15 protein-coding genes are annotated in these 18,143 nt (G+C 52.7%); 8 read left to right on the forward strand and 7 right to left on the reverse strand.

Going from position 1 to position 18,143, the window contains the following annotated elements:
• Nucleotides 1–26 precede the first annotated feature (26 nt).
• From ubiE to HV832_RS12550, 7 genes are all read right to left on the reverse strand, one after another.
• On the reverse strand, nt 27–761 hold the full coding sequence (ubiE, locus tag HV832_RS12520; RefSeq protein ID WP_176804175.1) for a bifunctional demethylmenaquinone methyltransferase/2-methoxy-6-polyprenyl-1,4-benzoquinol methylase UbiE: 735 nt from the start codon (nt 759–761) through the stop codon (nt 27–29).
• A 203-nt stretch (nt 762–964) separates the two neighbouring features.
• Nucleotides 965–1,438: an energy transducer TonB gene (locus tag HV832_RS12525; RefSeq protein WP_176804176.1), complete on the reverse strand. Its 474-nt coding sequence runs from the start codon at nt 1,436–1,438 to the stop codon at nt 965–967.
• A 133-nt stretch (nt 1,439–1,571) separates the two neighbouring features.
• The gene (locus HV832_RS12530; RefSeq protein WP_176804177.1) at nt 1,572–1,991 is read right to left on the reverse strand and encodes a gamma-butyrobetaine hydroxylase family protein; all 420 of its coding nucleotides are present in this window, start codon (nt 1,989–1,991) and stop codon (nt 1,572–1,574) included.
• On the reverse strand, nt 1,988–2,422 hold the full coding sequence (locus tag HV832_RS12535) for an HIT family protein (protein ID WP_176804178.1): 435 nt from the start codon (nt 2,420–2,422) through the stop codon (nt 1,988–1,990). Before HV832_RS12535 ends, HV832_RS12530 begins: the two co-directional genes overlap by 4 nt.
• On the reverse strand, nt 2,419–6,396 hold the full coding sequence (locus tag HV832_RS12540; RefSeq protein ID WP_176804179.1) for a DUF3683 domain-containing protein: 3,978 nt from the start codon (nt 6,394–6,396) through the stop codon (nt 2,419–2,421). Before HV832_RS12540 ends, HV832_RS12535 begins: the two co-directional genes overlap by 4 nt.
• Nucleotides 6,397–7,001: 605 nt before the next feature.
• Nucleotides 7,002–8,294, reverse strand: a complete 1,293-nt coding sequence (locus HV832_RS12545) for a haloacid dehalogenase-like hydrolase (RefSeq protein ID WP_176804180.1) — start codon at nt 8,292–8,294, stop codon at nt 7,002–7,004.
• Nucleotides 8,295–8,547: 253 nt separating this feature from the next.
• Nucleotides 8,548–9,039: a YqaA family protein gene (locus HV832_RS12550; protein WP_176804181.1), complete on the reverse strand. Its 492-nt coding sequence runs from the start codon at nt 9,037–9,039 to the stop codon at nt 8,548–8,550.
• Between the two features lie 93 nt (nt 9,040–9,132).
• Here HV832_RS12550 and ilvA point away from each other — a divergent pair, with 93 nt between their 5' ends.
• The 8 genes from ilvA to HV832_RS12590 all read left to right on the forward strand — a co-directional run bounded on the left by ilvA (nt 9,133) and on the right by HV832_RS12590 (nt 18,042).
• Entirely contained in the window at nt 9,133–10,668 is a 1,536-nt protein-coding gene (gene ilvA / locus HV832_RS12555; protein WP_176804182.1) for a threonine ammonia-lyase, biosynthetic, read from the forward strand.
• A gap of 15 nt (nt 10,669–10,683) precedes the next feature.
• Nucleotides 10,684–11,532: an NADPH-dependent 7-cyano-7-deazaguanine reductase QueF gene (queF, locus tag HV832_RS12560; protein ID WP_176804183.1), complete on the forward strand. Its 849-nt coding sequence runs from the start codon at nt 10,684–10,686 to the stop codon at nt 11,530–11,532.
• A gap of 55 nt (nt 11,533–11,587) precedes the next feature.
• Nucleotides 11,588–12,169 carry a hypothetical protein gene (locus HV832_RS12565; protein WP_176804184.1) on the forward strand — a complete coding sequence of 194 codons (582 nt, stop codon included), beginning with the start codon at nt 11,588–11,590 and terminating at the stop codon, nt 12,167–12,169.
• A gap of 166 nt (nt 12,170–12,335) precedes the next feature.
• Nucleotides 12,336–14,945 carry a sensor domain-containing protein gene (locus tag HV832_RS12570; protein WP_176804185.1) on the forward strand — a complete coding sequence of 870 codons (2,610 nt, stop codon included), beginning with the start codon at nt 12,336–12,338 and terminating at the stop codon, nt 14,943–14,945.
• Between the two features lie 99 nt (nt 14,946–15,044).
• Complete coding sequence (locus HV832_RS12575; protein ID WP_176804186.1) at nt 15,045–15,518, forward strand: PTS sugar transporter subunit IIA; 474 nt, start codon at nt 15,045–15,047, stop codon at nt 15,516–15,518.
• Between the two features lie 42 nt (nt 15,519–15,560).
• Nucleotides 15,561–16,502 (forward strand): HPr(Ser) kinase/phosphatase, encoded by a 942-nt coding sequence (hprK, locus tag HV832_RS12580; RefSeq protein WP_176804187.1) that lies wholly within the window; start codon nt 15,561–15,563, stop codon nt 16,500–16,502.
• A gap of 1 nt (nt 16,503) precedes the next feature.
• Entirely contained in the window at nt 16,504–17,367 is an 864-nt protein-coding gene (gene rapZ, locus HV832_RS12585) for an RNase adapter RapZ (RefSeq protein ID WP_176804188.1), read from the forward strand.
• 132 nt (nt 17,368–17,499) lie between these two features.
• Nucleotides 17,500–18,042, forward strand: a complete 543-nt coding sequence (locus HV832_RS12590) for a lysozyme inhibitor LprI family protein (RefSeq protein WP_176804189.1) — start codon at nt 17,500–17,502, stop codon at nt 18,040–18,042.
• Nucleotides 18,043–18,143: the final 101 nt, after the last annotated feature.

An 18,143-nucleotide genomic window follows, 5' to 3' on the forward strand; every position in this document is an offset into this window, starting at 1 on the left:
CTACTCCTTGTTGCTTTATCGGCAAATTAAAGTTTAATACCTGTGTGCAAGGCTGCTACGCCTGCGGTCAGATTGAAATACTGTACATTTTCCAGCCCTGCCGTCTGCAGCATGCCTTTCAGGGTTTCCTGATCGGGATGCATGCGGATCGATTCCGCCAGATAGCGGTAACTGTCGGCATCACCGGCAATCTTCTGTCCCATCCATGGCAAGACTTTGAACGAGTAAACATCGTATGGCTTCTGTAATATTTCCGGCACTTTGGAAAATTCCAATACCAGCAACTTGCCGCCAGGTTTCAGCACCCGCTGCATTTCGGCCAGCGCCTGATCCTTGTGCGTCATGTTGCGCAAACCGAAGGCGACCGTCACACGATCAAAGTAATTGTCCGGGAATGGCAATTTCTCTGCATCACAAAGTAAAGTGGGGGTGATCAGGCCTTTATTCAAGAGCCGGTCCCTGCCAACCCGCAACATGGATTCATTGATATCGGTATGCCAGACTTCCCCGGTTTTACCGGCCTGTTTCACAAATTCCTTGGTCAGATCACCGGTTCCCCCCGCAATATCGAGCACCTTGAAACCAGGCCGGACACCTGCCTGCGCGATTGTGAAGACCTTCCAAAGCCGGTGCAATCCGGCGGACATCACGTCATTCATAATGTCGTACTTGGCAGCCACTGAGTGAAACACTTCAGCAACTTTATGAACTTTCTGGTCTTCTTCGACAGTGGTGTAACCGAAATGGGTAGTATTGCTCATGATCTCAAGGCTCCTGTGGGAAGCCGCATTATAGGGGATGTGTCTTTAACTGACACCTGCTCAGGAACAAATCCGGAGAAAAATCTGATGCCGTTCACCAGATACCAACGCTATCCGGGAGGCTCAAAAAAATGAGGCTGGGAAAAGGTGAACGAAGAAAATGCAAAGCAAGGCAAAAAGATCACCCTGAAGCGTTGCAAAATTTACTCGCCGCGTTGCGGCAGAGCAATACTCCTGATCTGAAAGCGCCCGTCATCGTTAAACAACCAGGTTTCGGAGGCGTCCAGCTTGCCGCCGCGTAGCAATTTTGCCTGCGGGACAGGAAACGGTGCGCTGTTGCGCAGACTGGCAAGTGCTGTCTTTTCAGCAAACTGATCCTTGTTGCTTCTGAGAATTTCCGCTTTAATCAGCCGGCCATCAGCATCAATGGCATATCGGAGCACAATCACTGCGCGCAATAGTGCTTGCGGCTGCTCGGCGTAAACTTGCTGCTGATGCAATGCGGTGATCTGGCGGGCAATATCGCGTTTGTAGGCATCGATACTGGATGCACTGGAAACTGCGGGGGAAGCCGGACGGACGGCATTTGCCGGAGGAGCTGGCTGCCGGTCGATGCTGACCGTACTGCAGGCAGTCAGCAACACTGCCGCAATGAACATCCCTGAACGTTGATACATAGCGCCTCGCCTGATTGTCTATTGCACTAGGGTTCAGCTTACTTCAGCCAGAGTGAGGCATCATTTTTTTATCGTAAGCAAACGTAAAAACTGTCTCCGTCAATTTTGCGGTGATAGTCTTACCCCCTGGCCATCAATGATGATGGCCGCAGGTGCCTCCGGACTTAACGGCCATCGGTGCATCGCGACCGCTGTCGCCGGGATAACCGGCTGCCTGTAATCGGCCCAGATAATCCTGCCATAGCTCCGACTGATTTTCACCGAGCCAGTACAGATATTCCCAGGTAAAAATACCCGAACTGTGCTGATCGTCGAAGATCGGCTTGATCGCATAATTGCCGACAGGCTCGATACCGCTCAAACCAACGGCGCGTTTTCCGGTCTGCAGCACCTCCTGGCCAGAACCATGACCACGGACTTCGGCAGAAGGGGAATACACCCGCAGCAATTCAAACGGCAATGAAAACGCCTTGCCATCGTCAAAACTGATGTCCAGTACACGCGACTGGGTACGGGCATTCAATGCCACGGGTTGAGGTTTCGCATTACTCATAACAAATCCGTCAGACTGGAAGAAATCGTTTCACGCAGTCGTGGCAGTAATGTCCTGCGTGCCTGTAACCCGGCTGCATCCACATTATCCGTCCGGGCTGCAGCCCAGACCGGATGCGGGAAATGCGCGTCGCTGACATAGCGTGGAATCACATGCCAGTGCAGATGCGGCACCATATTGCCGAAACTGGCGAGATTGATTTTGTGTGGCTGCAACACTTCCCGCTGTGCAGTTTCCACCTGCCAGACAACCTGCATCAGGATAGCCTTGTCCGCATCACTTAAATCTGTCATCTCTTTTACATGCGCATTCCAGATTACCCGGCAAAATCCCGGATAATCCGGATCATCGACCAAAACCACACGCCACTGCGGGGAAGCGATGATGACGTCGCCAAGGTTAGCGACACACAGCTCACATGGCAGACTCATACCAGTACCCGTTCAATACCGCCCTGATTGGCTTTGGCGACATATTCCGGCAGCCAGTTTTCACCCAGTAAATGACGCGCCATTTCAATCACGATGTAATCGGCTGTCGTATCGCTGTCTTCATTATAACGTGACAATCCCTGCAGACAGGACGGGCATGAGGTGAGGATTTTGACATCACCGGTAAAGCCGTCGGCACGTAGCTTGTCAGCACTCTTCTTCATCTCGATTTCTTTCCGGAAGCGCACCTGGGTGGAAATATCTGGGCGGCTGACCGCCAGCGTACCGGATTCACCGCAGCAACGTTCGTTTTTCTCGATTTTCTGCTGATCATTGACACCGGTAATCAGCGCATTCACCGTTTTCAGCGGGTCCTGGATTTTCATCGGTGTATGGCAAGGATCGTGGTACATGTAACGGGTTCCTGTCACGCCTTCCAGTTTCACATTTTTTTCCATCAGATATTCATGGATATCGATGATGCGGCAACCAGGGAAAATCTTATCGAATTCATAGGTCGCCAGCTGATCGTAACAGGTACCGCAGGACACCACGACGGTTTTGATATCCAGATAATTGAGCGTATTGGCGACGCGATGGAACAGCACACGGTTATCGGTCATCATTTTTTCGGCTTTGTCGTACTGCCCGTTGCCGCGCTGAGGGTAGCCGCAGCACAGATAGCCGGGCGGCAGCACGGTCTGCACGCCGACATGCCACAGCATCGCTTGCGTCGCCAGCCCAACCTGAGAGAACAGACGTTCGGAACCGCAACCGGGGAAGTAGAACACCGCTTCGGTATCGGCAGTCGTGGCTTGCGGATTACGAATAATCGGGACGATCTTGTCATCCTCGATATCGAGCAGCGCGCGCGCAGTTTTCTTCGGCAGATTACCCGGCATCTTCTTGTTGATGAAGTGGATCACCTGCTCTTTGACCGGCGCCTTGCCGACCGTCGCCGGCGGCGCTTTGGTCTGTTTTTTCGCAAATTTTTTCAGGATGTCGTTACCGAGTCGCTGGGCTTTGTAACCCCAGCCGATCATCACCTGGCGTGTCGCGTTAATCGTCGCCGGATCGGTCGCATTCAGGAAGAACATGGATGCCGCCGTGCCGGGGTTGAATTTCTTCTGCCCCATCTTGCGCAGCAGATTGCGCATATTCATCGACACATCACCGAAGTCGATATCGACCGGGCAAGGATTCACGCATTTATGGCATACCGTGCAGTGATCAGCGACATCGGAAAATTCATCCCAGTGCTTGATCGACACGCCGCGACGGGTCTGCTCTTCATACAGGAAAGCCTCGACCAGTAGCGAGGTCGCGAGAATTTTATTGCGCGGCGAATACAGCAGATTGGCACGCGGCACATGGGTTGCACACACCGGTTTGCACTTACCGCAGCGTAGACAATCCTTGACGCTGTTGGCAATCGCGCCGATATCGCTTTGCTGCATGATCAGCGATTCATGCCCCATCAGGCCAAACGATGGCGTATAGGCATTGCGCAGATCGGCGGCGAATTCCGGCAGGTTCAGCAGCTTACCTTTATTGAAGCGCCCTTCGGGATCAATGCGCTGCTTGTACGAACGGAAATCCCTGATTTCATCTTCGGTCAGAAACTCCAGCTTGGTTATGCCGATGCCGTGTTCACCGGAGATCACGCCGTTCAGCGAACGCGCCAGCACCATGATGCGGGCGACTGCATGATGCGCGACCTGCAGCATCGCGTAATCGTCGGAATTCACCGGCAGATTGGTATGCACATTGCCATCGCCTGCATGCATGTGCAGAGCGACGAATACGCGGCTACGCAACACTTTTTTATGCAATGCAACACATTCATCGAGAATCAGCCGGAATGCTGAACCACTGAATATCTGGCGTAAAGGTGCGCGCAATTCGGCTTTCCAAGAAACCCGCACAGTCCGGTCCTGCACGATGGAAAACAGCGTGACATCCGATTGCGACTGCAGGCGTGCAGACAACGTCTCAGTCATCCGCTCCAGGCCGAGCGCCTGCAAATCCGGCAGGGCATCGCTCAGACGGGCATCCAGATGCGTCAGCAGATATGTCCAGCGTGCGCGGGTTTGCTGCAACAGGGTTTCTGTCTGATTCACGCGGTCTTCCAGCAATTCTGCGGCAGAAATATCGTCCCCGTCCGCATCTTCGCTTTTTCCCAAAGGCAGATTGCCGCTTGCAAAAAAAGTCATCAGCTGATCGAGCAACGCCAGCTTGTTCTTTATCGATAATTCGATGTTGATACGCTCGATGCCATCGGTGTATTCGCCCATCCGGTTAAGCGGAATCACCACGTCTTCGTTGATTTTGAACGCATTCGTATGTTTGGAAATGGCGGCGGTTTTCGCACGATCGAGCCAGAATTTTTTGCGCGCTTCCGGGCTGACGGCGACGAAACCTTCACCAACCCGGGTATTGGCGATCCGTATGACTTCCGATGCCGCCTGCGCCACCGCGTTGTCATCGTCGCCGACGATGTCACCGAACAGGGCCATCTTCGGCAGTACACCACGTTTCGATTTGGTGGTGTAGCCGACAGCACGCAGGTAGCGCTCATCCAGATGTTCCAGGCCCGCGAGAATAGCGCCGCCTTTTTTTGTCTCAGCGTCGAGATAATCCTTGATCTCGACGATGCTTGGAATCGCATCACGCGCCTGACCGAAAAATTCCAGGCAAACGGTGCGGGCGTATTTCGGCATCTTGTGCAGGATCCAGCGTGCCGAAGTAATCAGGCCATCGCAGCCTTCTTTCTGCACGCCTGGCAAACCGGCCAGGAATTTATCGGTGACGTCCTTGCCCAATCCTTCCTTGCGGAAAACTCGTCCTTTGATATCAAGCTGCTCGGTCTTAAACGGTTTTTTCTCGCCGGGATGGGTCCATTCGAGTCTGAATTTGGCAACTTCGACATCATGAATCTTGCCGAGATTATGCTCAAGGCGGGTGACTTCCAGCCAGTCGCCGTTCGGATCAACCATTTTCCACGATGCCAGGTTGTCGAGCGCAGTGCCCCACAGGACGGCTTTTTTACCGCCCGCATTCATCGCAACATTGCCGCCGACACAGGAAGCTTCGGCCGAGGTCGGATCAACCGCAAACACAAAACCGGCTTTTTCGGCCGCATCGGAAACCCGTTTGGTCACCACACCGGCGCCGGAATAAATCGTCGCGTAATCGCGCTCCACGCCCGGCAGGCGGGTCATTTCGACTTCGCCCAGGGTTTCCAGTTTTTCGGTATTGATCACGGCCGACAAAGGTGTCAATGGAATCGCACCGCCGGTGTAGCCGGTGCCACCGCCGCGCGGGATGATGGTCAGGCCGAGTTCGATACAGGTTTTTACCAGCCCCGCCATTTCATCTTCGGTGTCCGGCGTCAATACGACGAACGGATATTCGACGCGCCAGTCGGTCGCATCAGTGACGTGCGAGACGCGGGACAGGCCGTCAAATTTGATATTGTCTTTGGCGGTATAGCGCGCCAGCAGCTTGCTGGCTTTTTTGCGCAGATCATAGGTTGCACGGAATTCCCTGGAAAAATCAGAAACCGCCTGACGCGCCGCCTGCACCAGCGTTTCCACGCTGTTGCTGCGTTCGGCATCGTCGTCATTCTGCGTGTTCAGACGGCGTTTTTCAACTTCCGCCAGACGGTGATTCAGGGCGTCGATCAGATCCTGACGACGCTTCGGATTATCGAGCATGTCGTCCTGCAAATACGGATTGCGGCGCACCACCCAGATATCGCCCAGGACTTCATACAGCATGCGGGCAGAACGACCAGTCTGGCGTTTGCCGCGCAGCTGGTCGAGCAGCTTCCAGGCGTCTTCACCCAGCAAACGGATCACAATCTCGCGGTCGGAAAAAGAGGTGTAGTTATAAGGAATTTCCCGGACACGGGTTGGCGCAGCGCCGGCTGGCGAATCTGCATGTAATGCGGCTATCTGGACTGGAGCGTTCATCAGAGGGTGGTTAGACGGATTTTTAAAGGTTCATTCTAGCTTATTGCGCTGCACCACGCGGCAACAGCCTTGAAGTTTGTACGGCAATACATGGCACTTCTTGCAATTTCCCAAACAGAATTTGGTGAAAATCGCATTTTTTTTCGAAAACCGGCTTATCTTTACAAGATTACACCAACTGACACCGAAGAAACACTCTGCAGATATGTTGGCTTTTTTTAACAGGATTGATGAATCTTCATACGCGAAACCAGCTTAGAACAAAATAGAAAAAAGATGAGTCAAAATTTGGGAGGACTCTAGGCGCTCAGGACAGGCGCTTCCAGCAGTTTCGGCATTGATTACTCTCATCTGCTTACTGAACGGGACTACCATCTGCTGATGTCGGCACGGCTGACAGAGACTATACAGATACTGGCGCTGCCGTCGGACTGGATGTACTTTTTGCAGAAAAATCCAGCGTTCTGCCCGGATGGATGAATCAGTTGACGGTATTTCTGTTCCGTTTTTTACCCCGACACTGGCAAAGCAAGATCGGCGGCAAAGCCATTCAGTGTGAAAAAAAGCGCCCGCAGGCGCTTTTTTTCACACTGAATGCGCTGTTATCAGCCCAGCAGCGTCGGTGCTGTTTTACCGTATTTCAGTGTCGTTTCCACCGGCAGCCAGTTACCTGTCGATTCCTGGCGCCCTTGCAGCACAAAACGTGGATGCGGGTTCTGGATAGCCTCGGCAGCAGCTTTGGACAATTCGCCGATCTTGCCTTTCTTCAGACGGTTCACAATCAGACCAACTTCGGTTTCCTTGAAATCGCGCAGCATGTCATAGTCACCGTCGCTGTCACCGGCGACAAATACCGGACCATAACCTTTTTTCGCGACCAACTCCTTGCGGATAACTTCAGATTTTCCCGGGCCCCAGTTCAGCGGCCAGTTTTTGCGGTAAGCATTTTTAAACTTTTCACCATCCTGTTCCAGACGCAGGCCCAGCACGTTTTCGCGCTTGACGTGATAACCATATTTAGGGTTGGTGGCGAATACAGCAACTACGTCTTCCAGTGAAGCCGTGCTGACATACACATCAAAACCATTGTTGCGGAAGGTGTCCATCAGTGTCGCAATTTCAGTGCACAGGCGAATGCCGTGGAAGTGCGCGGTCGTGATCACACCAGCCTTGCCCGGTAAGCCGGCTGGGCTGGTGTATTTGGTTTTGGTCAGTCCCATGCCCAGATTGGCATCGTTGGATGCTTCCGCGAGCTGGCTGACTTCACTGACCGTCATGTTAGCGAAGAAGTAAATCACCCATGGATAACCCACATTCACGCCATGTGTGTCGTTGACCGCTTCGTACAGGAAATACAGCTTGGCACGGAAATCCTGAAACTGCTCGGTTGCAGTGATTTCTTCCAGGCTGCGACTGCCGGCGAGTCCTTTGTAATTGGCGTGCAGGAATGCATAGTCGCTATCCAGATCAGCACAGATACTTTCCAGATCAACAACTTTGCCTGTCGAATTTTTGTAGTCGGGTGCAAAATTTCCTGCAGGTACATTCTGACGGATAATCGCTGAAAATTCAGCGGGTGTCAGTTTGAACGCCAGCTGGTTGATCTGATACATCAGCAAAGCTTCTTCGCAGTCATTCATGATGCTGGTGTTATCCCAGTCGAAGACGGCATAAGGACGGCGCTTGGCGTTATAAGACTTGCTGGCTTGTCCGTGGCGGGCAATCAGTTCTGCCACCAGTTGACGGTTACGCGGTGACCACTTGGCGGCATCCAGCATCACAGCCGGCGCTGCAGCAGGCTTGGCGAGCGCTGGCAATGCCAGTGCGCTGCCGGCTGCGGTGACAAGCATTCCCTGAAGAAATCCACGGCGTGGGGTATTGTTTTTTTGCATTTTCATATCCTCTGCTGGCGAAAAATCAATGCCGGGAGATGGTGTGCAGTCTGCCGGCATTACCTGTTTTTTCTGCATTTAACCGGATTGAGCGGATTGAGGCATCTCACCGGCAATACCTGGGGAGGCGCCACTGACGCAGGTTAAAGCAGCTTCCGGCGGAGTATAAAGAGCAATTGCTACAGGATGACGACAACATTGTGCCGTGATAACCGCCACAGGTCGGTGCGCAGGCAACCAACGCGTAGTTTCCCGGAGATCAGGCCAGCCATTCGGCAATCCGGTGCCAGAAGCCATCCGGTAGCTTCAGTAACAACAGACTGATGGTCAGATAGCGCAGGAATTTTCCCACTGCCATGTAATACACGCTGTGCCAGAACGGCAGCTTCAGCCAGCCAGCCAGTGTGCAGATCGGATCGCCGATGACTGGCAGCCACGACAGCAGCATGGTTTTGGCGCCGAAGCGCTCCAGCCAGTGAAACCAGAAAGTGCGGCGTTCGCGCTGAAATGCGCGCTGTGCCGCGTAACCCATCAGATAATCAACCACGCCACCCAACGTGTTGCCAATGGTCGCCACCACCAGCACCGGCCAGAACAGATGAGGGTTTGCTTTGATGACAGCAAATACGGCAGGCTCAGAGCCCATCGGTATCAGCGTGGCAGAGATAAAACTGATCAGGAAAACGGACGTCAGGCCAATTTCCGGCACTGCCAGTACGCTCAGCAGCCAATGCACTCCGGCTTCTATCATGGGTGTTCAGGGTCGAAAGAAAGGGCATCCATTATAATAGGGTGGCTTTTGCGTCACGGCGTTATCCTATTTTTTAACCAACTTCCGAAGCTTATGAGCACCGATTATCTGAAAAAAATCCTGACCGCGCGCGTCTATGATGTCGCATTTGAAACACCGCTGGAACATGCCTCCAGCCTGTCGGCACGGATGGATAATCGAATTATGTTCAAACGCGAAGACATGCAGAGTGTCTTCAGTTTCAAGATTCGGGGTGCTTATAACAAGATCGCCCATCTGTCGCCGGCACAGCTCAAACGCGGCGTGATCTGCGCTTCGGCTGGCAACCATGCGCAGGGCGTGGCCCTCAGTGCGCGCCGGGTCGGCTGCAAAGCCGTGATCGTGATGCCAACCACCACGCCACCGGTCAAAATTGATGCCGTCAGAGCGCATGGCGGCGAGCACGTGGAAATCGTGCTGCACGGCGAATCCTATTCCGACGCCGCAGGATATGCGAGCGAGCTGGAGAAAAAACGCAAACTGACTTTCGTGCATCCGTTTGACGATCCTGACGTCATTGCCGGACAAGGCACGGTCGGCATGGAAATCCTGCGCCAGCATTCCGCTCCGATCCACGCTATTTTTGTCGCGATTGGCGGCGGCGGCCTGATTTCCGGCGTTGCGGCTTATGTCAAAGCGATCCGCCCGGAAATCAGGATCATCGGCGTCCAGACCACGGATTCCGATGCGATGGCGCGCAGCCTGAAAGCGGGGAAACGTGTAGCGCTTGCCGATGTCGGCTTGTTTTCCGACGGGACTGCGGTCAAGCTGGTCGGCGAAGAAACCTTCCGCCTGACCAAAATGTATGTCGATGAAATCATCACCGTCGATACCGATGCCGTATGCGCAGCGATCAAGGATGTGTTCCAGGATACCCGCAGCATCCTGGAGCCGGCAGGCGCACTCGCGGTAGCCGGTTGTAAAGCCTATATCGAACGGGCCAAAGCAGATAAAAAACCGTTGAAAAACGAAACCCTGATGACCATCGCCTGCGGTGCCAACATGAATTTTGACCGCCTGCGCTTTGTGGCAGAACGTGCCGAAGTCGGTGAGGCTCGCGAAGCCGTGTTTGCCGTCACTATTCCCGAAGAACGCGGCAGCTTCCGCCGTTTCTGCGAACTGGTGGGTGCGCGTAATGTGACGGAATTTAACTATCGCATCAGTGATGAAAAGTCAGCCCATATTTTTGTCGGTATTCAGGTACATGACCGGACTGAATCCGGAAAAATTGCCAAAAATTTTGAGAAGCATGGTTTTCCGACCCTGGATCTGACGCATGACGAGCTGGCCAAACTACATATCCGTCATCTGGTTGGCGGCAAAAGTGCATTGGCAGAAAATGAATTGCTGTATCGCTTTGAGTTTCCGGAACGTCCGGGCGCGCTGATGCGCTTCTTAAACAGCATGGCGCCGAACTGGAATATCAGTCTGTTCCACTATCGTAATCACGGCGCTGATTACGGCAGAACTTTAGTCGGTTTACAGGTTCCAAAGAAAGAAATGAAAGCATTCCGCGAGTTTTTATCCACTCTTGGTTACCGCTACTGGGACGAAAGTAAAAACCCTGTTTATCAATTATTTTTAGGCTGATCAGCTTTTTGAGCAATGACCGATCCCGTTTCCAGCAATACGCCTGAGCAATCCCTGCTCGGAAAAAACGCTGCTTATAAAGCAGAATACGATCCTTCTCTGCTGTTTCCGATTTCCCGTCAGGGCAAGCGTACGGAGATCGGCATTGTGTCCGCTCTGCCCTTTTTTGGCATGGATATCTGGAATGCTTACGAAATATCGTGGCTGAACCTGCGCGGCAAACCACAGGTGGCGATTGCCAGCATACTGGTTCCGGCGGATTCACTGAACATCATCGAGTCCAAGTCGTTCAAACTGTATCTGAACTCTTTCAATCAGACCCGGTTAGACGACACCGGGGCTTTACTCCGCCTGCTGCAGCAAGACCTGTCTGCTGCTGCCGGAGCCCCTGTTCAGGTGAGCCTGACGGTGCCGGATCAGTTCGGCCAGCTGCAGATGCAAGAACTGTCTGGCACACTGCTTGACCGGTTGGACATTGAGGTAGACTCCTACGCGCCTGATCCGGGATTACTGCATGCAGACCATACTGCGGCGCCGATAGAGGAAACGCTGGTATCGCATCTGCTGAAATCGAATTGTCTGGTCACAGGGCAGCCAGACTGGGGCAGCGTGCAGATTCACTATGTCGGCGCTCAGATCGACCAGGAAGGATTGCTGCGCTACCTGATCGGCTTCCGGAATCATAATGAATTTCACGAGCAATGCGTCGAACGGATTTTTGTCGACATCATGCGTCAGTGCAAGCCGCAGAAGTTGTCCGTTTATGCGCGCTATACGCGCCGCGGCGGTCTGGATATCAATCCGTGGCGCAGTAATTTCTCCACCGCCCGGCAACCATCCAATGCGCGGAATGCCCGTCAGTAGTCCGCGCTGATTTTTTCAATTTAACTTATTACTTGATTTAATATCAAAGCCCGCTATGTTGATCCAGAATTATTTACCTGTACGTATTTTCTTATGCCTGTGCGCACTGTTGTGCTGCCTGTCAGCACAGGCACAGCAAAACGAAGCGTCTTCCGACTGGTGGGACAGCAGCAAAGCCCGGGTGGAAAAAATTCTCGATGAAGGCTCCCTTTCCATCATGCTGTCCGGTTATGCGCATCATGGCCGCAACACATACACGGCTGAACGGATCGCCGAACTCAATGAGCGCGCCTGGGGCATGGGCTTTAGCAAGGCAATCCGCAATGACAAAGATAATGAAGAGTCCGTGTACGCCATGCTGATTTCGGATTCCCATTTCAAGCCGCAACCGATGGCAGGTTATGCCTATCAGTGGATGAAACCGGTGACCGAAAAAATCGAAGTCGGCGCGGGCGTGACGGGCTTACTGATCAGCCGTACCGATTATTTTTCCGGGGTTCCCTTTCCAGCGGTTCTGCCGGTCGCCTCTATTGGAACCCGCAGCAGCAAACTGATGGCGGCTTATGTACCACGATTTTCAAAAAATAAAGGAAACGGCGACGTACTGTTGCTGTTCGTCCGCTTCGACCTGAATTAATTGAGGATGTTAATTGACGAAGTGCGATGCTGTTGCCATGATGAATGATATTTTGCGTGCTAGCCCATGATTGCTAAGCATTCCCATTAACCGGATATATCAATTCGCTTTCCAGACCGTTGTCGTGATATCGCCCATTCCCTTTCCGAATACACATGCTGTCAGCGTGACTTTCGACGACGGCTGGCATACCGCATTACTGGAACATCTGCCGGATGCGGTCTATGTCCTGGTTGGCGACCGGCTGGCGTATGCCAATCAGTCCGGACTGGGATTGATGGGAGCAGATTACCTGCATCAGCTACTGGGCTTGCATCCTGAAGTATTTTTGCTGACGCAGCAGCATGACATCCTGCGCGAACTGCTGCAAAAATCCTCCGATACCCCAAAACCCCCGGCGCGACAACTGCAGTGCCTTCGTCTTGACGGCACGCAGGTGGATATTGAAATCACGAGTTCCACATTGCATTATCAGGGGCACAGCGCTGTGCTGCTGAATGCGCGTCAAGTCACTGCGACACAAACCGTGCCAGTCGCACTCGTCAGGCCGCAAACCAGCCGGATTCATGAGGCGCTGCATCACGAAAAAGAAATTCTCGAAATGATTGCGATGGACAAACCGCTGTCGCATATTCTCGAGGATGTCTGCGACCGCATGGAACGACTGCTCGACAATCAGGCACTCTGCGCCATTACTCTGTTTGATCCGGTAACCCAGCAATTAACAATGGGCGCAGCACCTTCCCTGCCGGAGGATTTCTCATCGCAATTCGTCAATATTCCTACAGGAACGGACAGTTGCAGCGCGGCGGCGGCGATCCATTTCAATCGCCTCACGATTGTTCAGGATATTGCGGTCAGTCCATTGTGGGAGCAATTCAGAGACAGTGCGTTGAAGCACGATCTGCGTTCCTGCTGGTCGCATCCGATCACGACGGCTTTTCACCATGTACTGGGAACGGTCGATGTCTATCATCGCCATGTGCACAGTCCGGATCAGGACGAACAAGCCATGATTATCGATGCCTGCGATCTGATCGGGCTGGCAATCGATAAAAAGAACATGGAGCAGAGTCTGGAGGAAAGTGAAGAACGTTATCGTTCGGTGGTCACCAACCTGTCAGAAGGCATCATGGTGATCGCTCCCGGCGGGCAGATCGTCACCAGTAATCCGAGCGCGATGCGCATCCTGAAAATCGATGACATAAGTCTGGTGGGTCGGCGCCACCGCTACTTCCGGCGTATTTTTAGCGAAGAGGGACAATCTGTGCGGATCGGCGACGACCCGGCCTCGTCCGTATTCAGAACGGGAACACCGGTACTGAATTTATCGACCGGCGTTGAACTGCGTGATGGCTCGGTCGTCTGGCTGCTGGTTAACTGCCTGCCGATCCGGAAAAAAAGGCATACTGCCGTTTCTTCCGTCCTGGTCTCATTCACCGACACCACCGAAGTACGTGAAACCCAGCGCCAGCTGCGTTTCATGGCTTCTTACGATGCGCTGACCGGATTACCGAACCGGCACCAGCTGAATCTGCGTCTGACCAGGGCGTTGGCTGACGCGCGTCAGAACCAGCAGAATATTGCATTGCTGTTCCTCGATCTCGATCGTTTCAAATACGTCAACGACACAGCGGGTCATTCTGCCGGCGATACCCTGTTGCGCGATGTATCCGAACGGCTCAATCAGTGCGTGCGCAGCAGCGACCTGCTGGCGCGGCTGGGCGGTGATGAATTTGTGGTGGTGGTCGATCATTTTGAAGATGCCTTTTATCTGCGAAATCTGGGAGAACGGATACTCGAAAAGATGCGGGCACCGTTCCTTATTCAAGGCAATGAATACCATTTGGGCACATCGATTGGCATCAGTGTGTTCCCGCATGACGGGGAAGATGCTTCCACGCTCATGCGCTGCGCCGATTCGGCGATGTATCACGCCAAGGAATCCGGGCGCAATAACTACCAGTTTTTTACCACCGAACTCAATGTCCGCGCCCAGCACCGGTATGCACTGGAAACCAATCTGCGCCGCGCGCTGATCGAACAGGAATTTTTGGTGTATTACCAGCCTAAAATCAGCCTGCAGACTTCCCGCATCGTCGGTGCGGAAGCGCTGATCCGCTGGCAAATGCCCGGCATAGGACTGATTCCACCTGACGAGTTCATCCCGATCTCAGAAGAAATCGGTCTGATTCTGCCCATCGGACGATGGGTATTGCAACAGGTCTGCCGGCAAACCAGTTACTGGCGCGAGCATTTCACGCCGGATCTGGTAGTGAGCGTCAACATCTCACCCAAGCAGTTTCAGGACCCCGGCCTGTGCCGGTTTATCGAACAAACACTGGCGGAAAGTAATCTGCCGCCCTGTGCCTTGCAACTCGAAATTACCGAAGGTTTGCTGATGGGCGAGATTGAATTATTGCTGCCCGTTTTCGAATCACTCAGAAATCTGGGGATTACGATTTCACTCGATGATTTTGGTACCGGCTTTTCCTCCCTGTCGTATCTGCAACGCTTCCCGATTGATAATCTGAAAATCGACCGATCCTTTATCCATAAAATTCCTGAAAATCAGGATTCCGTCGTACTGACGCACGCCATCATTGCGATGGCCAACGCATTGGGAATGAGCATCACGGCTGAAGGCGTGGAAAATGCTGAACAAATGCTGTTCCTGACTGATTCCGGGTGCCAGGAAATGCAGGGATTTTATTTCAGCAAGCCCTTGCCCGCCACCGGATTTGAAAAATTACTGGCGAACAACAGGAAATCCTGAACGCGTGCGAATTTTCACCCGTCCGGTAAAAGAAGCCTATAATTTGCACCGCGTTATCCCTGTATTTCCATCTATCTTGCTGTATCCCGATCTTGCATCATGACGAATATCGCCAAAATTCTGCCGCTCGCCAATGTCCTGCTGGGCCTCGAAATTTCCAGTAAAAAGCGGGCCTTTGAACAGGCTGGCCTGTTGTTTGAAAATAATTGCAGTATTGCCCGCTCTACCGTTTCCGATAATCTGTTTGCACGCGAACGGCTGGGCTCCACCGGACTGGGTCATGGTGTGGCGGTTCCACATGGCCGCATCAAGGGTCTGAAGGCGCCGATCGCCGCTCTGGTCCGGCTGAAAGACGGCATTCCATTTGAATCTCCGGACGGCGAACCGGTCAGTCTGCTGATTTTTCTGCTGATGCCCGACAACGTGACGCAGCAACATCTGGAAATTCTGTCCGAGATCGCGGAGATGCTGTCGAATGAAACCTTCCGCCAGGAACTTCTGGCAGAAACCGAAGCCCAGGTTGTCTATGAGAAAATCCTGACCTGGCGCCCGGATATGACGGCAGTGTCCTGACATGGTATCGTTTGGTTATCGTCTGACTTTCTTTTCCTGACCATGCCCTTACTGACAGAATTAACGATACAGAAAATCTATGATGACAACCGTGACATCATGCAGCTGGGCTGGTTTGCAGGCTTTGCCGGAGCAGACAAACAGATTACCGGTGATGCCGCTTCCTCCGCAGATCAGGTAGGTCATCTGAATCTGATCCACCCCGGCCGGATACAGGTACTGGGGCATCAGGAGCTGGCTTACTACAACCGTCTGTCGAACGCCTCGCGCGCCAATCTGATCCGCGAACTGGTAGCAGGCGGACCGCCAGCGCTGATTGTGGCGCAGGGGCTGGATTCGCCGCCAGCATTTCTGACTACCTGCGACGACAATAATATTCCGCTGTTTTCCACTCCCTATCCTTCCGCCCAGGTCATCGATTATCTGCGGGTTTATCTGTCGAAAAAACTGGCGCAACGCATCACTATGCATGGCGTATTCATGGATGTGCTCGGCGTCGGCGTGCTGATTACCGGCGAATCCGGGCTTGGTAAAAGCGAACTGGGGCTGGAACTGATTTCCCGCAGTCACGGTCTGGTGGCCGATGATGCGGTTGAGTTTTCCCGCATCGCACCGAATATGATCGAAGGCCGCTGCCCCGATTTACTGCAAAATCTGCTCGAAGTGCGCGGGCTGGGTCTGCTGGATATCAAAACCATTTTCGGTGAAACTGCGGTACGCCGGAAAATGCGGCTGAAACTGATTGTGCATCTGGTCCGGCGCAGCACGCTGGAAGAAAATTACGAGCGTCTGCCGATGGATTCGCAGACAGAAGAAGTACTCGGCCTGCCGATCCGCAAAGTCGTGATCCCGGTGGCTGCCGGGCGCAATATCGCGGTTTTGCTGGAAGCTGCCGTGCGCAACACTATCCTGCAATTACGCGGTATCAACACGCTCGAAGATTTCATGGAAAGACAGCGCCGCGCCATGGAAGCCGGAGACTGAAATGCAGATTCTGGTGATCTCCGGCATTTCCGGCTCTGGAAAATCAGTTGTACTGAATGTGGTAGAAGATGCCGGCTACTACTGCGTCGATAATCTTCCACCCAGCCTGCTGCCGGAACTGATCACCACCCTGTCTGCGCAGCACTATCCTCAGGTTGCCGTCGCGATCGACTCTCGTAGCGCACACCTATTGACCGGAATGCCGGAAACGGTGCAGGCGTTGCGTCAGGCGGGTCATGCTGTCAAGGTACTGTTTCTGACTGCCAGCACCGAATCGCTGGTCGCCCGTTTTTCGGAAACACGGCGCAGTCACCCGCTGTCACACTGGCTGACACTGAAACAGACGGTCGATACGCACATGACACTGACCGAATGCATTGAAGAGGAACGCGAAATCCTGGCGGAAATCCAGGCACTGGCGCATATCATCGACACCACCGACCTGCGTGCGAATCAGCTGCGGAACTGGGTCAAAGAAGTCATCGAAATTCAGCATGCACCACTGACGCTGATGTTTGAATCGTTTGCCTTTAAACGCGGGGTACCGCTGGATGCGGATTTCGTATTTGATGTGCGCATGTTGCCGAATCCGCATTATGACCTTGATTTACGGCCATTGACGGGACGTGACGAACCGGTCATCCGGTATCTGGAAGCACAGCCGGTTGTACAGGAAATGTATGCCGACATCCTGCAGTTTTTAAGCAAATGGATACCGTCATTTAAAGAAGACAACCGCAGCTATCTGACCATTGCCATCGGCTGCACCGGCGGTCAGCACCGCTCAGTCTATATGGTGGAAAAACTGACACAGCACTTCCGTTCTGCCGAGCAAGTGCTGGTACGTCACCGCCGTCTGGGCTGACTCCTTCGTCACAAGAAATATACTCCCCCTCAGTATATTTAAGCACCCTTTATTCATCATGAAGACAAAGTAATTTTAGTAAAAAAAGGGGGAGTATAAAATTTCAGTGGCATTACAACTGATTCCGCTGTGATGTCAGCCTGGCCACGTTCTGCCAAACTCCAGCCTGGAAATCACCATCATGGGGTTCGTCAAACGTCAAACGTCCATACTGTAAAGAAATTTTTAATATTTAATCCAACTGTGTATGAAAAAAACAATCCTTACAAATATCTTTGCGTATCCGTTTTTGTTTTAGCGAATCATGCCGTATGGTCCGCCCAACACGAACCCGTGTGTGCAAATATGAACGACTATAAAGAGGAAGCCGACTGCCTCAGTACACAAATTGATTTAAAAATCGCCAAATTTAAAAGCTATTATTTAGCGGCACAGAAGCAGGAAGTTTTGTACGGACGCACATCAGACGAACTGATTGAATCACAAGAAATATGGGAAAAATATCTCAGAAAACACTGTGATTATCTGTATAGCCGGGAACAGGGTACTGCCAGAATCCGTGATTCTGAAGAATGTCAAATGCGGCTTTACGATGAACGTACTCATGAAATATGGATTTCATATTTAACTTTTTTGGATTCTTCAAAACCTGTGCTTCCAGATCCTAAAAAGTAACGACTCATCTCAACGAGTGCCTTAAACGGCCGTGTTTTGCAACCGGTGGTTACGGTAGTGTGCTTTCATGTGCGATCGCCTCACAGATGCAAGCGCCATAT

This window comes from Cognatundibacterium oligocarboniphilum, assembly GCF_013377855.1.
In the GTDB taxonomy this organism is placed as follows: Bacteria; Pseudomonadota; Gammaproteobacteria; order Burkholderiales; family Burkholderiaceae_D; genus Undibacterium; species Undibacterium oligocarboniphilum.